This is a genomic window from Paenibacillus tuaregi (assembly GCF_900086655.1).
Taxonomy (GTDB): domain Bacteria; phylum Bacillota; class Bacilli; order Paenibacillales; family Paenibacillaceae; genus Fontibacillus; species Fontibacillus tuaregi.
This window is the reverse complement of sequence record NZ_LT575476.1, coordinates 4,147,183-4,164,038: the sequence shown is the minus strand read 5'-3', so window position 1 is coordinate 4,164,038 and position 16,856 is coordinate 4,147,183. Positions and strand designations below refer to the sequence as shown.

Below are 16,856 nucleotides of genomic sequence, written 5' to 3'. Positions count from 1 at the left end.
GGCCTTGGCGATTAGGGAATGGAACTGCACAATTCTGCATAGGTCAAAATTGTGCACACTCCCGGCAAAATTCGTACCCGCCTAAACGGGCCACCGATAGTATACTTCTGCCTGCAAGGTTCAGTCAGGTTTGTAGGTAACGACAAGGTTCAGCTCAGGAAGGGAGACAAGGGTGATGTGGCATGCCGCGATTGAAGACGCTGTTGCAAAGACACGGAGAAATTTGGACAAATTCGGAGAGAAATTCCCTCATGTAAGCAGTAATGGCGTGTATCAGCTTATCGATAATGAGGATTGGACCAATGGATTTTGGAGTGGAATTCTGTGGCTCTGTTATGAATATACCGAGGATGATCGGTTCAAGAAGGCTGCGGAGCGTTCCGTCGCCAGCTTCCGGCGGCGCATGGAGCAGCATGTGGTTCTGGATCATCACGACATCGGATTTTTGTATTCGCTTTCTTCCAAGGCCCAGTGGATTTTGGAGCGCGATGAGGCTGCGCGGCAGCTGACTCTACAGGCGGCGGGTGTGCTGCTGAGGCGCTGGCGTGAGCCGGGAGGTTATATCCAAGCCTGGGGACCGGAAGGGGACCCGGTGGAGGGCGGACGGATTATTATCGACTGTCTGCTGAATCTGCCGCTGCTGTACTGGGCGGGGGAGCAGACTGGAGATTCACGTTACCAGGAAGCGGCCGTTCTACAGACCGAGAAGACCAGACGTTATCTTGTAAGAGGGGATGACAGCTCTTATCATACCTTTTTCTTCGATCCGAAGACCGGGGAGCCGATTGGAGGGTCCACGCACCAGGGATATACGAATGGTTCGACCTGGACCCGCGGGCAGGCTTGGGGTGTATATGGGTTCGCTCTGTCTTACCGTTATACCGGGGAGTCCGCATTTCTGGAGACCTCCAAGCGCATGGCCCACTATTTCCTGAAGCACCTGCCGGACGACCAAGTAGTGTATTGGGATTTTAATGTTCCGGTGGAAGAGTCGGGGATCGGGTCTTACAGGGACAGCTCCGCTTCAGCTATTGTATGCGCCGGCCTTCAGGAGTTACTGGCTTGTTTACCGGAAGACGATCTAGACCGGGCTTATTTCGAGAGAGCATTAATGAACAAGATGACCTCACTCATAAATAATTATTCAACTGCGGATGAACCGGAAGCAGAAGGTCTGCTTAGGCGCGGTTCCTACCATGTGCGCGGAGGGATTTCGCCGGATGATTATGTCATCTGGGGGGACTATTTCTACCTGGAAGCTTTGATGAGACTGGAAAGGGGAGCCGGGGGATATTGGTATGAGCGCTAATACACCGGCACCTATGGAGATGGAGTCCCGCCTAATGGATATGCTGGACCTGAGGCATCCAAGTCTCGACCGGGTGAGGAAAGCCGCAGGCCAGGGGGAACAGCCAGATAAAATATACGCGGCTCTAAGGCAGCACTGGATCACAAAGCAGGCACCGGTCATGTTTGTTCGACAGGAAGAGACGGAAGAGATTTGCCGGTATGTCAGACAATACGGCGGCGAAGCGCTTCAGCAGGTGATGCGGACGGCGGATGAAGTCGTATCGGGCACCTTTCTGTTCCGCTTCCCCTGGGATATGGAACGGACGCGTGTGCCAGTCACCTTCAGCGGTCTGGTAGACTGGAATCATGTGCCCGACCGGGACGTGGAATGGTCCTACATGCTGAACCGGCATCGCTATTGGATAGCTCTAGGCCAGGCATATCTGTTAACGAGAGAAGGGAAATATGCGGCGGTGTGCTGCCAGCTGATGGAGGATTGGATCGACAGAAATCCTGTACCCGAGCACTCTAGCCCTAATGCAATACCGGAGACCGGGACACTTGCCTGGCGCTCCATTGAGGCGGGACTGCGGTGTGTAAACTGGATTAAATCGCTGCCGTATTTACTCGGCGGTCCGCATATGACACCCCGGCTTACTGCCAAAGTGCTGGTATCGCTTCATGAGCATGCTGAGTATTTAGCTTCATCATTTAGCGGGTGGAAGAGGATCAGCAACTGGGGGGTTCTGGAAAGCTGCGGCCTATTCATGGTCTCTGTATTCGCCCCGGAATTTCGGCGTGCCCCACTCTGGAGGCAGCTCAGCCTTCAGAGGCTGGAAGAGACCGCACGGCTGCAAGTACTGCAAGACGGAATTCATTGGGAGCAGTCTCCGACCTATCATCATGAAGTGCTGAACTGCTACTTGGACGTAATCCGGGTGGCCTGCCAAGAGGCCATCCCGCTGCCCGAGGTGGTAATCCAAGTGGCGAGGAAGATGGCTTATGCCTCTTTGCTGGAAGCCAAGCCTAACCATAGGCAGCCTCTGCGGGGAGACAGCGACGATAATGATGTCAGATCAGTTCTTACTGCAGCGGCACTTTTGTTCGGAGATGCGGAGCTTAGGTTCGGAGGATATGACCAGGTGGATTATGACAATGCCTGGAGCTTTGGGATAGAGGAAGTAAGGAGGTATGCCAAAATGCCGTTATCTGCCCCGACCCAGATTTCCCATGGCTTCGAGCATGCTGGTCACTACATTATGCGATCCGGTTGGGATGAGCATGCGATGTATCTGAACTTCCGCTGCGGGCCGCTTGGTGGAGGACACGGCCATGCGGACATGCTGCATATCGATGTTCATGCTTATGGCCGGGACTTTCTAACGGATTTAGGCCGCTATAACTACAGCGAGCATACGCCGCTTCGGCGGGAGCTCAAATGCTGCCGTGCCCATAATACAACGCTCGTGGATGGGGTGGACTTCACAGAGGTCACCGGCACGTGGGCATATGGACGAATCGCACATCCTTCAGGCACAAGATGGATTCCGGGGCGGGATATCGACTATGCCGAAGGAAGCCATGATGGATATTTTGGCCTGAAAGATCCTGTCCGTCCCATCCGGAAAATTCTATTTATCAAGCCGGGTTTCTGGATTCTGATAGATACATTTATAAGCGGGGAACTGCACAGCTACAGTCAATTGTTTCATTTTGCACCGGGAAAAGTCTGTTTGGACGGGGATAGCGGCATATGCCGGACAGAGAACGGTAAAGGAGAGCCGAACTTTGCCATCATTCCGGCAGAGCCTGATCATCTGCGGGCCGGGCTCCATACAGGCACGTTATCCCGCGAGTACAATTGGGCAGAGCCTCATTCTTATGTGGAATATGAACGGAAAGGGACTAAGGTAACATCCTTGATGCAGGTCTTGTATCCGCTGGCTCCAGGGGATGAGCAGATTCCAGTTGTGGAGAAAGTTCCGGTCTGCCGCTATACCGGGGAGCCAGCTTCGGATGAAGACGTTCTGGCTTGGCGGATTCAGCTGCCAGCCTCGCTTCGCACTGTACTGGTTGCGGTCTGTCACCACGCGCCTGCGGGGCCTTTAGACTCTTACGTGGTGGAGGGCAACCAGATTTTCGGAGAAGTAGTGGTTATCAACCAAGGACTGGAAGAAAGTGAAATAATCGTGGTAAAATAACCGTTCTTTTGCTTGAAATTTGGTAGAGACCACCCGTTATTACTGCACTATAATAGTACATTATGCAGCATGAAAGAGGCGCGATAATTAATGCTAAAGCTGACTTACTACCGCAGAATTCAATTGTCGTTTCTTCTGTTCATTATTCTGCCAGTATTAACGGTGTCGGTCATTTCTTTTGTCCTAATTAAGGAGACGATGGTAGAGAAGCTGCAGCTCAGTAATGAGAATCTGCTGAATGTGATTGTGAAGGAAATTGGCAAGACGGTGGATGACGTAACATTCGCCTCCCACTTCATTGTCAACGATACGAGCTTCCGAACATATTTGAAAAAATTTGCGGATACGGACCGAATCCGAACTTATAACGATTATGTTAATTATACCCAGATCAAGGACGGCTTCTCCTTGATCACCTCCAAACCGCTGAACAATAATATCCGAATGTACCTGATCAATCGGCGGCAGTTCGTCATTTCCTCCACAGCGGATGATCTGATCTTAGTGAACGGCAGCATTGATGGGCTGTTCAAGCGGGTAGACCTGAACAAACCGGAGGCCCTTCAATGGCTGGGAATGGTCCGTGACCCCTCGGGCAGCGGGGGAGCTTATTACATCGCCAGGGTGATTCGGGACAATGCCGAGAGTAACTATGTATCCGTACTTCTCATCAGCATATCCGCTTCTTACTTCGAAGGGGTGCTGAAGCCTGTGGAGTTCGGCAAGCTGGCCCTGTTCGACGCGTCTGGAAGCCGGATTACCGGGAGTGCGGAGCTGCCTCTTCGCGTTTCGAAGGATACTGCGGACTCAGGGCTGCGCTCGGTCGTGGCTCTGGATAAAACAGATTGGACGCTTGTATACGGGGCTTCCAAGGAAGTGTTCACCGGCCAAATCTCCCGCACGTTCTATGCCGGGATCGGCGGGGTCATTTTGTTCTTTATTATTTTCCTGTTTACGTCGATGGTCTTCGCCAAGAGGCTGCACAGCCCGATTCTTAAGCTGCAGCGGGTGGTCCGCCAGTTCGTGAAAGGCAACCGGGAAGTGAGACTGGATGTCAAGGGAAAAGATGATATTGCCGAGCTTGGAAGCAGTCTGAACGGAATGCTGGATCAGATTCAGCAGCTGATCTTGGATATTGAGCAGGAGCAGGAGCAGAAGAGGGTTATGGAGCTTGAAGCTCTGTTCATGCAGATCAGGCCCCACTTCCTGATGAACACGCTGAATTCCATCAAGTGCAGTCTGCTGCTCCAGGAGGATCGGATGCACAGTGGAATTATCGACTCCCTGATGAGTCTGCTCCGTGCCTATTTGAAGATTAATGAACCAACCACACTTCAGGAAGAGTGCAGCCTGCTCGGTCATTACGTCGATATTATGAAGATCCGCAATGAAATTCCGCTGGAGCTTCAGGTGGAGCTTCCGCCTGATTTGGCCCGGTTCGTTATCCCGAAGCTGCTGCTTCAGCCGCTGGTTGAAAATGCTATTGTGCATGGACTGGTAGATCACCTTAATGCGAGAATCCGGGTGAGCGCAAAGAGAGAGGCGGACCAGATTATGATCGAGATCGGAGACAATGGGGAGGGCATGGAAGAGCAGCAATTGGCTGTGCTGAACCAGCGGCTGCAGTCCGGTGATCCGGAGCAGCTCGGCTCTTATCCAAGAGTCGGCTTGATCAATGTGGTGCAGAGGTTGAAGTTAACCTATGGAACAGAGGCCTTCATTCATCTAGGAGGTAACAGCCAAGGCGGCGTCACAGCCTATCTGAATATACCGGTGACGGACAGAGTCGCTTTCTTACAGGGAGGTCAGGGATAATGCACAAAGTAATGTTGATTGATGATGATGTCCCGATGCTGAAAGTACTGCAAAGAATGATTGAATGGGAGGAACTCGATCTAAAGATCGTGGGAACTGCTTATTCCAGTGTAAAAGCATTACATTTGTTCAAGGAGAGCTTGCCGGATATCGTAATTACGGATATCGGCCTGCCCCAGCAGAACGGAATTGAGCTGGCGTCGGTGTTCACCCAATTGAAGCCGGAGACCCGCGTTATTTTTCTAACGTGCCACGAGGATTTTCATTATGCGCAGCAGGCGATTAAGCTGAATGCCGATGATTATCTGTTAAAGGATCAGCTGACCCCTGATCAGCTGACGTCAAGCCTGAAAAAGTCGCTTGGAATGATCAAGCTGCGGACTACCGGAATGGATAATGAGGTGCTGAATCACAACAAGGAGCTGCTTAAACAAGTTTTGTGGCAAAGAGTGCTTGATGGGGTTGGCCTGGATGCAGCGGCCTCCTACGCTTCAAGGATCGGTATCTCATGGAGCTACCCTTGCTTTATGTTCGGGATCGTTAGCATTCATTTCTCCAGTTACGTGAAGTATTATCAATACAGCAATCTGTCTGTAATCCGGTATGCTATCGGCAACATTGCGAGTGAACTGTCCGCGTCTTACGAGGGAATCACGACGTTTATGGGACAAGATAACAACCTGATTGTTTTATATAATTACCGGTTCAATTTAGTCGAGAACACTCATCAGAACTTTGAGAATTATTTGCAGGAGCTGAGATGGCAGTGTGAAAGGCTAATTAAGGTTCAATTGAACACGGTCACCGTGAAGGACAAGCTTGAGCTGCCGGCGGTTGGAACCTGGTATGAACGGTTAAGCCAAACCAAGTACGGTTTCTATGAGGCCGACTCCGGGAAGACGGATCTTAACCTGGATCGTTTCGGACCAGAGACATATCATCCTTCACCCCAGGGATTTCTTGAACCCTACCAGTCTGAGCTGGAACGCGTGGTATTAAAGAATGATCAGGGGGAGATCCATCGGATCATGCGGGAGCTGGAAGACACAGCGAAGAGAAGCCGGATTGAGCCCGGCGAGTTCATTCAGGAGATTTCTCTACTACTTCGCAGTGTAGAGCTGCTATTCGCTAAATGGCGGTCGGACGAGGAGTATTATTACTATTTAAGCTCAGCTAGAACGCTGCGGGATGTGGCCGAATTGGTCAGCCATAAGCTGACCCGCATTGCCCATGAACGGCCCAAGGACACTCATACTGGTGTGCAGGAGCCGAAGCTGCAGGTCATCCAGCAGTTTATCGACCAGCATTTATCCGAGAATGTGACTTCGATTGATATCGCTCGTTATCTGTATTTGAATCCAAGTTACTTCTCCCGGTACTTCAAGCGGCTGACCGGGGTTAATTTTACGGACTATACTCATCAATACAAGATGAAGCTTGCCGCCAAGATGCTGAAATCGTCAAGCCAGACCTTGGAGAATCTTGCCGCAGAGCTTGGTTATTCAGACAGAACCTATTTCTCGAAAGTATTCAAGAAATATATGGGGCTGACGCCAAGCGAATATAAGGCCAAGTACACCCCGGTTAAGCACTAATTGAGCAATAACCTGTTCCGATATAACGGACAGGTTATTTTTTTGTGTCTATATAAAATGACTTTATGAAGGTTACCCTTGGGGGCGCTGCGAGCCGAGTGCTCTTACGACTAATTTTTAAAGTTCGTTTTATAGAGCTTTGGCTTAAAACAAGGTCTTTTGGCAAGAGGTCAAAATTTTACTCCTTCCTGGTCATAATCCATCCCTTGGAGAGAAGGGCAATATTTTATCATAATTACATACCAACATATTAAATTGCTGAGGTGATACAAAGTGGAAGCTGCAAAACCAATGATAGCTCCAGAACAACTTCACAAGGCCCGAAAATTTTGGAGCCCCAAGCGGAAGGAAGCTCTGATTGGCTGGTTGTTTCTGGCACCGGAAATCATAGGAATGATCATGCTGAACGTGTTCGCATTAGGCTTCTCCTTGTACTTGAGTTTTTCCAAGTGGGACCTGCTGTCAGGCGTCTCCGGCATTAAGTTCGCTGGATTGGATAACTATATTCAAATGTTCAAGGACCCTACTGTATTGAAAGCGCTCGAGAATAACTTACTGTACACCGTGCTGACGGTTCCAATTCCCATCGCCATTGCCCTGGTGCTGGCTGTCCTGATTCACAGCAAGGTATACGTGAAGGACTATTTCAAAGTTGTATTCTTCATTCCGTATATCTCTTCCATTATTGCCATTGCTGCGGTATGGAGTGCGCTCTTCCACCCGTCATTGGGTCCAATCAACCAGTTTCTGATGGATCTCGGAATCCAGAACCCTCCAAAGTGGCTGGTTGATCCGAAGACTTCTCTGATATCGATTGCGATCATCAGTATCTGGGCAGGGCTTGGATACACAATCATCATCTACCTTGCCGGATTATCCAATATTTCTAACGAGCTGTACGAGGCAGCAGAGATTGACGGAGCCACATCTTTGAAGAAATTTTTCAGGATTACGGTTCCGCTGCTCCGCTCAACGACGTTCTTCCTGTTCATTACGATGCTGATCGGCTCGTTCAAAGTGTTCGATATTATTTCTTTCCTTACCGAAGGTGGTCCGGACAATGCTTCAACGGTACTTGTATTCCGGATTTATGAGGAAGGCTTCAAAAATTACAACATGGGGTACGCCTCGGCTATCTCCTGGCTGCTGTTCGCCATTATCGGGCTGATCACCGCGGCTACATGGAAGCTGAGACAAGACGATGCGATCTAGATCAAGGAGGGAATATAGGTGCAATACATCAAGAAAAATGGTTCCAAACTGATAATTACCGTGCTTATGGCCGGGTTGTCCATCTTCTTTCTAACCCCGTTCATCTGGATGCTCTCATCCGCCTTCAAGTTTGAAAAGGATGTCATGAGGTTCCCGATTGAATGGATACCCAAATCCATAAATGTGGTTTACAATTTTAAAACAGTCTGGATGGGGCGCGTCCCCTTCTATCAGTTCTACTTTAATTCAATCGAAATTGCGGTTATCGTTACCCTGATCACCCTGGTCATCTCGTCCATGGCGGCCTATTCTCTAACGAAGCTTCGCTTCAAAGGCAGAAATCTGGTGTTCCTTGCGCTGATCTCCTTCATGATTATTCCGGATCAGGCGACGCTGATCCCACGGTTTCTGCTCATCCGCTGGATCGGTCTCTATGACACCCATGGCTCGTTGATTCTGATGAGCATGTTCTCGATTTATTTCACTTTCCTGCTGCGCCAATTTATGGCCGGGGTAAGCGATGAGTTCATTGAAGCCGCAAGAATCGACGGGGCAGGTCATATGCGGACGTTCGTATCGATCATGATTCCGCTGTGCAGACCGGTTTTGGCGACCGTGGCGATTATCAAATTTATCTGGACCTGGAATGACTACCAGAATCCGCTGATCTTCCTGCTGAGCAAGGACTTGTATACTATTCCGCTAGGAATGACATTGTTCAGGGATGATTATACCAACAACGATGCCATAATGATGATGGCCTCACTGTCTGCGATCGTTCCGCTGCTAATCCTCTTTGTGATTCTTCAGAAGCAGGTCATTAACGGAATCGCTTTAGGCGGAGTCAAGGGTTAAGCAGTCTGTGTCAAAAAGTCAAAAATGTTATCTTCACACCTCAAAATTACACACTTGGCAAGGCAGCGCAGTCTTTATACTAAACGATGTAAGCGGTTAACAAACGCTTAAACAAAGGGGGATAACACATATGAATCAAAAGGGTAAACGCAAGCTCTCCATCGCGGCATGTCTGATGCTGACTTTCACACTCCTCTTAAGCGGATGTGGCAGCAAAACGGGTACGGACACTAGTGCTGCAGATAGCGGAAGCGGCGGAAAAAACGAACAGGTTACGATTAAATATTATAACTGGGATAATGCGGATCAGACGCCAAAGACGGATGCCCTGCTGAAGCAGTTCGAGCAGGAGAATCCAAACATCAAGGTAGAGCATGTGGTGCTGGTACCGGGAAACTCCCAGGAAATGCTGAAGAAGCTGGACTTCCTGATCTCTTCCGGTGAAGCGGTGGATGTAGTGGCCATGCCGAGCCTTGGAGCTGTTAACGAGCGGGCGGCCAGAGGCGCTCTTGCCCCGTTGAATGATTACTATAAAACAAACAATCTGGTTCCTGAGGACGAGTATTATGTTAATCCGAAGATTGGGGACAAGTACTATGGCATGCAGCTTACGAACAGCTATCAATATGTGCTCTTGAACAAGGATGCCCTGGACGAAGCAGGACTGAAGGTTCCGACTTATGGCTGGACTTGGGATGACTACCGGGATTATGCGAAAAAGCTGACCAAAGGAGAAGGCGTCGATAAGCGTTACGGCTCTTACTTCCATACTTGGGAATTGTACATGAACGCCCCTGCACAGACTGTTATGAAGAACCCATTCCGTTACGAGGATGGTACTTCGAACTTCTCTGATCCTACTTACAAGTATTTCTTCCAACTCCGCAAGGATATGGAGACCGTTGATAAATCGGCCAAGCCATACTCAGATGTGCTTGCGGCCAAGCTGAATTACCGTACGGAATTCTTTAACGGGGATGCGGCTATGATTCTGTCCGGCAGCTTCATGACACCGGATCCGGGGAATACGGAGCAGTATCCGCACACGTTCAAGACAGCTTTTGCTCCAGTGCCACTGCCTCCTAAGAATGCCGAGCCTAAGGATTATGAAGGTGGAAAATATTTTGTCGGCGGTAACCATGTTGTAATGGGCGCAAGCTCCAAGCACAAAGAGGAATCCTTCAAGCTGATGCGCTTTATGACCACTGTGGATTCCGACTCGAAGATGGAATTCTCCGGCTGGAAGAAAGCCGACAACAATGCCGTATTGAACCGTCTGATTGGCAAGAACAGCAATATGTATGATGTGAATTCCCTGAAGAGCACCCTCTTCGGAGAGCATAATCAGTTTTTGGAAGCTTCTCAGGTTGTCAGCACAACCGACTCCGAGATGATGAGCATTGAGGACGATGGGTTCAGCAAGTTCATGCTGGGGAACACCCCTATTGAAGAAGTTCAGAAGTGGATGGTAGATGAAGCGACAAAAGTGATTAAAGAGAAAGAATCCAAATAGTCCATATCTGCCGATCCGCAAATACCATCAAGAGCTTGGAGCGCTTGGAGTGAGATTTCCAAAGGCCGCTCCAAGCTCTTCTGTACTCAAGACCCTAGAAGGGACAAGGAGGAAGAAACATGAGCCGATTGGATTGGAACAATGGGGAGTACCTGCTAGATGGGCAGCCTATTCGGATTTGGTCAGGAGCGATTCATTATTTCCGCGTGGTGCCGGACTATTGGCGTGACCGGCTGGAGAAGCTTAAGGCCTGTGGGTTTAATACTGTGGAGACTTATATTGCCTGGAATGTGCATGAGCCCGAAGAGGGAGGGTTCAATTTCACTGGAATGGCCGATGTGGTCAAGTTCATTGAACTTGCCGGTTCGCTCGGACTGCGTGTTATTGTCCGGCCCAGCCCTTATATATGTGCGGAATGGGAATTTGGTGGACTCCCGGCATGGTTGTTAAAGTATGATGAAATCCAGCTAAGATGTATGAATAAAGCCTATTTGGACAAAGTGGACCGCTATTATGACGAGCTTATTCCAAGGCTCGTGCCTCTTCAGTCCACCCACGGCGGGCCGGTTATCGCGGTCCAGGTGGAGAATGAATATGGAAGCTACGGGAACGACACTGCCTATTTGGAATACTTGAGGGACGGATTGATCCGCCGGGGCATAGATGTGCTGCTCTTCACCTCAGATGGACCTGCGGATGAGATGCTGATTGGAGGAACCATTGAGGGTGTGCATGCTACCGTGAATTTCGGCTCACGGGTGAAAGAGTCCTTTGACAAGTACCGGGAGTACAGGAAGAATGAACCGCTGATGTGTATGGAGTATTGGAATGGATGGTTTGACCACTGGATGGAGCCGCACCATGTCCGGGACGGGGATGATGTGGCCTCGGTGCTGGATGAGATGTTTGAAAGCGGAGCATCGGTTAATTTGTACATGTTCCACGGGGGCACCAACTTTGGATTTTATAATGGAGCGAATCATATTCACACCTATGAGCCTACCGTAACCAGTTATGATTATGACTCTCCTCTCACTGAGTGGGGGGATATAACCCCTAAGTATAAGGCTGTCCGTGAAGTTATGCTGAAGCATGGGGCCAGTCCGGCCAGCCCGCTTCCCGAACCGGCAGCGAAGCATGCTTATGGAACGGTGCAGCTCCTGGAAAAAGGGACGTTGTTCAGTCAGCTGCAGCTTGAGAGCTGGTCCGGCAGCCGGGTGGACAGCCCTTCGATTCTGCCTATGGAGAAACTCGGCCAATCTTACGGATTCATTCTGTATTCAACCTGGGTCCGGGGACCGCGTACCGGGCAGAAGCTGTATATCAGGGAAGTCCGCGACCGGGCACAGGTGTTCTTGAACGGGCAGCTGCTGGGTTTGGTGGAACGCTGGAACCCACAGCCGCTGGATATCTGCGTGCCGGAGGAGGGAGCCCGGCTGGATATTCTGGTCGAGAACATGGGACGGGTAAATTACGGCCCTTACTTAAGAGACCCTAAAGGCATAACGGAGGGTGTGCTACTTGATAACCAGTTCCAATATAATTGGACGGTGCAGCCGCTTCCGATGAAACCCGAATGCCTGTCCAAGGTTGTTTATACAAGAACCGAAGCGGTGCAGGGGACAGGGCAAGCTCAGACAGCAGAAGAAGTACGGGAAGAGCCGGCATTCTACCGTGGACACTTTGAGGTGGACATCATCGGGGATACATTCCTGAGGGTGGACGGATGGAAGAAGGGCGTGGCTTGGATCAATGGATTCAATTTAGGTCGGTATTGGGAGGCCGGTCCTCAGAAGGCTTTATATGTACCGGGGCCTTTGCTCAAGCAGGGGACCAATGAAATTGTGATCTTCGAGCTGCATGCTTGTCCGGGCGTACCTGCGGTTCAGTTTAATGACAGGCCGGATCTTGGGGACACGGCGAAGCTGGATGAACGGGTGCTTAATTTTGTGCAAGAAGAAATAAACGAAGATTAGAATACAGCGCAGCTTCTAGAGAATAGAATAAGCTCACTCGTGATATACGCAATCCGGTTAATATTTCACAAAGATCCATATAATAAGCTCAATTCCAAAAGACAGGAGCGATGGATCATGCAATCAGCGCGAAGATGGGTAGTTACACTAATCGCGGGGCTGCTATTAAGTTCAGGCGTGACAGTTTGGGGAACTCATCATGCCCAAGCAGAACCGTCCTATGCGGAGTGGGGACGGGTAGCCGTTCTTGAGGCGAAGAAGAAGTATAATGCCGAGATTACGGACTACAAGCATATCGGGCGCAAAACGCTCCGTGACCACGTCTACGAAGAGCAATTTAAGCTTATCGTTAAGAAGCCCGCTGAGGAGTTCGGGGTATATGTGAATGTGAGGTTTAATGAAGACACGGGTGAACTTCTGAATATCAGCTATAAGGAAGCTGGGAATCATCAGGAATAGGAATTACAAAGCCGGAGGCTCATGATGAGCTTCCGGCTTTGCTGTGTCACGGTGAAGGTAACCTAGGAACGTGCATCAGGGGGAATTCTAGGTATGCATTCCAGGAAGCCATTCGTGTCACACCAGGGAAGTGCCAGTGAATACAATAGGGCCAATAACATTCGCTCTGTTAACAGCATAGTTGTTCGAGACGGAGGCTTGAAGGATATAGGAGTGGTAACCGCTCACCGCGTTCGTATCCACAAATGTAAAGCTTAACGTCTCCAAAGCTGAACTGGTGAAGATAGCGGTTTGGGTTGTGGCAATTTCAGTGGCATCCCGGATAATGGACAGGAGAACAAATGGGGAGCCAGCCGTGGCCTGCAGTCCTATGCTTGCGTGAAGTTCAACCAGGCCACCTGTGTAAGCCAATATGCCGAAGTTGGCCAAGGTGTTGGCGCTTGGCGTGGCGACAAGAGGAATATTAGTAGAGAAGGTATAGCTGTTAGGAATACTTCTTCCAAAATCAACGATCGATAGAGTCATCTAATCACCTCCTGCGGGGGGAATATCCTACACCGACAGGATATGCGGAGTTTCCCTATCTTCTTGTTTATTTGGCCATGCCCGCAAATAGACAGCGAAAGTTATTGCCTGAATGCCTGTTCACTGTCCGGCCATTTGCATATTTTATAAATAAGAGGCTGAACGCCTGTCTTGATGCGGCTCTTGGTGACGAATCCGCGAAAGGAGGATGGAGAATGCCGTATACAACCGGAGCGATATATAATCCCTCAACAGTCCCTACCGCAGCAGGCCAGATCCTGGTGGTCTGCATTAATGATTCCGCCAATTTGACAGCCAACATTGAACTTGAGGTGTTCCAATGGGGAGTCGCGGATGGGCCGAGAACCCCGCTGGGCCATAACTTGATTGCGCTGCCCCCGCAGGCTGTTCAGAGCTTTACGTATCCGCTGAACGCGGCAGTGTATTATGAGGTGCAGATGGATTACTTCAGTGCAACAAGCGCGGTGGTCAATGTATTTGGTCTGGATGCGGTTGGAGGCGTTGTGCAGAGAGTGCTGCAATGGGAAATGAGCCAAATTGACCGGCTGACGAATCTTCCTTAAATCTATGTGAAAGGAGGCGATACCTGTGCCTGTCGTAAATATTACCGCGGCTCTGCCGGGCAATCATTTCGAGCCTTCCATAGCAGTAAACTCGGTACTGGCTAACTTTATGTGTGTTGTCTATGTGGATGACAGCCTGGGGACCGGACGGATCGGCGTGTCAAGGTCAACGGATGGGGGCCAGACGTGGGCCAGTGCGATTCTTCCACAGCCGTCAGGGTATGCAAGTGCCGAGGCCCCGACGATTGATTATACCTTTCCTAATACTTTCATAGTGGCCTGCCACGTGTATAATGACTTCAATGACGGAACGATTGTCAGTTATACTTCATTTGATAACGGAGCCAATTTCAACCCGCCTGTGATTGTACAGCGGGGATATGGCACGATCATCCATAATGATGAACCGTTTATTGCGGTGGACCGTTCACCGGGCAGTCCATATCGGGGAAATGCCTATGTAAGCTACACTCCGCTGTTCAACTACTCCGCAATTTTTATCCAGCGATCTCTGAATGAAGGAGCTAGTTGGGAGACTCCGCAGAGATTGAGTGATCCACGAGGATTTCATGACAGGGCGGCTGTGGCTATTGGCCTGTCTGGCGAGGTGTACTCCGGGTACATTCTGACCGGACCTGTGAATCCTGAGGCGAATTTGCGGATTTCTTATAACGGAGGAGTGAGCTATTACCCGGATATTGCGAGGGAATCACTCCTGATTTCATCTGTGGTCCCAGTGCCATCTCCGCTTCCAGTTACCGGATACGGCTTCCGCGTACAGACGAATCTGACACTGGGGGCGGATATTTCAAGCGGCCTTGGGAGTGGCAACGTCTACGCCGCCTGGAATGATTACCGGAACGGATATGCGGATATATTTCTATCGATCTCACCGGACGGACAGCTTTGGTCAATACCGAAGAGCATTACCGGTGCACCACCGGGAACCCAGAACTTTTTCCCCGCGATTACGGTATCGCCCTCCACGGGGACAGTGAGGGTAATCTATTACACGAATAGAGTCAATGGTTTCCTTCTGGATGTGTTCGTGGCGGAATCTTTTAACGGGGGAGGATCGTTTACGAACCGCCGCCTTACCGACGCGTCTTTCGATCCGAATGGCAACTTTCCAACGCCGGTGGCCTTGATCGGGGATTATATTACGGCGGCCACAAGTCTGCCGGATACGCTGGCTGCAGTATGGAATGCAACGACTCCACCCACAGGGAAGCAGGATATCTACTTTTCCACATAAATGGAAATGGGTATACTTTTTATCCCAGCTAAGGTATACTTAGGTCAACTTACTATTTGCGTTAGAAGTTTCAAGGGCTCCCGGTCGCTGTGGCATTAGGGGGCCCTTGCCGCATTTAGAAGTGAGATTGGGGCGATTTATGAACAATGTGCAATCTTTGTTGGAACGCTACCAGACTGTGGAAGATGAGCTTCGGATTTTCCTTCTTGAGTACTCTGAACTGAGTTATATGGAGGGATCGGTGGAAGTGGTAGACACGGGGGCCTATACCTGGTCGAAGCTTAAACAGCGGGGAAGGAAAGCTCAATGCAAGCTGTATTCCGTGTACATCATGCTTGTGGAAGAGGCCGCTGAAATGCTGGCCAGTTCAGGTCACTCTGCTACGGAGAGGTTTAACCAAAGCTGTGAGGAAGTGCTGTCCCACATTAAGCAGGATTCAATGAGTTGGGATTCTTCGCCGCAGCTGTCGTTTGACCGTGTGCGTGGGGAGCTAGAATTCCAGAAACATCTCTTGACTAAGCCTGTTCATGTATAGTGGTAGTCCGCGGGAAAGGCTCCGCGGATTTTTTGTGTGGTTTGATAGAAAGTCGTGATAGAAGTGTAGGGAGTCTTAGTAGGGTAAGGACTCTGATTAGGCTAAGGGTATAATTTGATTTAAGTTAAAGTATACAATTGTACGGTGCTGCTCCCTTAATTTAGAATAGATTATAGAAACACAAGGGCTGATAATTGCTGGTAGTCGGGCTGGCCGCTGCCAGGAAAGGATATAATCATGAAGCAAAACAAATATGATGAGACGGGTTTCTTTACAAGCTACAGTCAAATGGCCCGTTCCACCGGGGGATTAGACGCTGCCGGGGAATGGGGGGCTTTCCGGTCCATGCTGCCTGATCTGCGGGATAAAAAGGTGCTCGATTTGGGGTGCGGCTTCGGCTGGCACTGCCGATTTGCCCGTGAACAGGGAGCCTCTTCCGTAGTGGGAATCGATCTGTCTGGGAACATGCTGGAACGCGCCAGAATAATGACTGACGATCCAAACATTGAATACCGCCGCCTTGCGATTGAGGATATTGACTTCAACGAAGGGGAGTTTGATGTAGTTATAAGCTCTCTTGCCCTTCACTATGTTGAAGATTTCGATCTTATTTGCCGCAAAATCCATCATTGTCTTGTGCCGGGAGGCAGCTTTGTGATGTCCGTTGAACATCCAATCTATACGGCTCTTGCGCAGCAATCCTGGTTCTATGGGCCACAAGGGGAGAAATTGCACTGGCCAGTTGACCACTATCACCAGGTAGGACTACGGCGAACCATTTTTTTAGATCACGAAGTGGTCAAGTATCATCGAACTGTGGCTTCTATAATCAATTCCTTAATCCAAGCCGGCTTTGTTATTAAAGAAATTTCCGAGCTTAAGCCGACGGAAGAAATGCTGAAGAGAAATCCGGATTGGCAGGAAGAGACCCGCCGTCCTATGTTTTTCTTAGCTTCTGTAGAGCGTTATTAAAAGTAACAACCCCGCCCTGTGTTTTACGCAGAGTCGGGGTTCACCGAATTGGAACGTTTCGAATCAAAA

At 49.9% G+C, this 16,856-nt stretch carries 14 protein-coding genes; 13 read left to right on the top strand and 1 reads right to left on the bottom strand.

The genetic code is table 11. The annotated features are described in order from the left end of the window. The first annotated feature begins 175 nt into the window (after nt 1-175). The 9 genes from BN6628_RS18560 (at nt 176) to BN6628_RS18520 (ending at nt 12,916) form a co-directional block, all read left to right on the top strand. Nucleotides 176-1,309 carry a glycoside hydrolase family 88 protein gene (locus tag BN6628_RS18560; RefSeq protein WP_068619855.1) on the top strand — a complete coding sequence of 378 codons (1,134 nt, stop codon included), beginning with the start codon at nt 176-178 and terminating at the stop codon, nt 1,307-1,309. Then, nucleotides 1,299-3,491, top strand: a complete 2,193-nt coding sequence (locus BN6628_RS18555) for an alginate lyase family protein (protein WP_235847668.1) — start codon at nt 1,299-1,301, stop codon at nt 3,489-3,491. The genes BN6628_RS18560 and BN6628_RS18555 overlap by 11 nt, the downstream gene beginning before the upstream one ends. A 90-nt stretch (nt 3,492-3,581) precedes the next feature. After that, entirely contained in the window at nt 3,582-5,306 is a 1,725-nt protein-coding gene (locus tag BN6628_RS18550) for a sensor histidine kinase (RefSeq protein WP_068619854.1), read from the top strand. Then, entirely contained in the window at nt 5,306-6,901 is a 1,596-nt protein-coding gene (locus tag BN6628_RS18545) for a response regulator (protein ID WP_068619853.1), read from the top strand. Before BN6628_RS18550 ends, BN6628_RS18545 begins: the two co-directional genes overlap by 1 nt. 291 nt (nt 6,902-7,192) lie before the next feature. Then, entirely contained in the window at nt 7,193-8,113 is a 921-nt protein-coding gene (locus tag BN6628_RS18540) for a carbohydrate ABC transporter permease (RefSeq protein ID WP_068619852.1), read from the top strand. 66 nt (nt 8,114-8,179) lie between these two features. Continuing rightward, nucleotides 8,180-8,968 carry a carbohydrate ABC transporter permease gene (locus BN6628_RS18535; protein WP_068622439.1) on the top strand — a complete coding sequence of 263 codons (789 nt, stop codon included), beginning with the start codon at nt 8,180-8,182 and terminating at the stop codon, nt 8,966-8,968. Nucleotides 8,969-9,098: 130 nt separating this feature from the next. Next, nucleotides 9,099-10,481, top strand: a complete 1,383-nt coding sequence (locus tag BN6628_RS18530; protein WP_068619851.1) for an ABC transporter substrate-binding protein — start codon at nt 9,099-9,101, stop codon at nt 10,479-10,481. Nucleotides 10,482-10,600: 119 nt separating this feature from the next. After that, complete coding sequence (locus BN6628_RS18525) at nt 10,601-12,457, top strand: glycoside hydrolase family 35 protein (protein WP_068619850.1); 1,857 nt, start codon at nt 10,601-10,603, stop codon at nt 12,455-12,457. Nucleotides 12,458-12,574: 117 nt separating this feature from the next. Further along, nucleotides 12,575-12,916: a DUF3889 domain-containing protein gene (locus BN6628_RS18520; RefSeq protein WP_068619849.1), complete on the top strand. Its 342-nt coding sequence runs from the start codon at nt 12,575-12,577 to the stop codon at nt 12,914-12,916. A gap of 117 nt (nt 12,917-13,033) precedes the next feature. Here the strand turns inward: BN6628_RS18520 and BN6628_RS18515 are convergent, their stop codons facing one another. Beyond that, on the bottom strand, nt 13,034-13,441 hold the full coding sequence (locus BN6628_RS18515; RefSeq protein ID WP_068619848.1) for a hypothetical protein: 408 nt from the start codon (nt 13,439-13,441) through the stop codon (nt 13,034-13,036). Nucleotides 13,442-13,656: 215 nt separating this feature from the next. Here BN6628_RS18515 and BN6628_RS18510 point away from each other — a divergent pair, with 215 nt between their 5' ends. From BN6628_RS18510 to BN6628_RS18495, 4 genes are all read left to right on the top strand, one after another. Then, on the top strand, nt 13,657-14,025 hold the full coding sequence (locus BN6628_RS18510; RefSeq protein WP_068619847.1) for a hypothetical protein: 369 nt from the start codon (nt 13,657-13,659) through the stop codon (nt 14,023-14,025). 25 nt (nt 14,026-14,050) lie between these two features. Next, the gene (locus BN6628_RS18505) at nt 14,051-15,280 is read left to right on the top strand and encodes a sialidase family protein (protein WP_082926974.1); all 1,230 of its coding nucleotides are present in this window, start codon (nt 14,051-14,053) and stop codon (nt 15,278-15,280) included. A gap of 139 nt (nt 15,281-15,419) precedes the next feature. Beyond that, nucleotides 15,420-15,815: a hypothetical protein gene (locus BN6628_RS18500; RefSeq protein WP_068619846.1), complete on the top strand. Its 396-nt coding sequence runs from the start codon at nt 15,420-15,422 to the stop codon at nt 15,813-15,815. 237 nt (nt 15,816-16,052) lie between these two features. Beyond that, nucleotides 16,053-16,787, top strand: a complete 735-nt coding sequence (locus BN6628_RS18495; RefSeq protein ID WP_068619845.1) for a class I SAM-dependent methyltransferase — start codon at nt 16,053-16,055, stop codon at nt 16,785-16,787. The last annotated feature ends 69 nt before the right edge of the window (nt 16,788-16,856 follow it).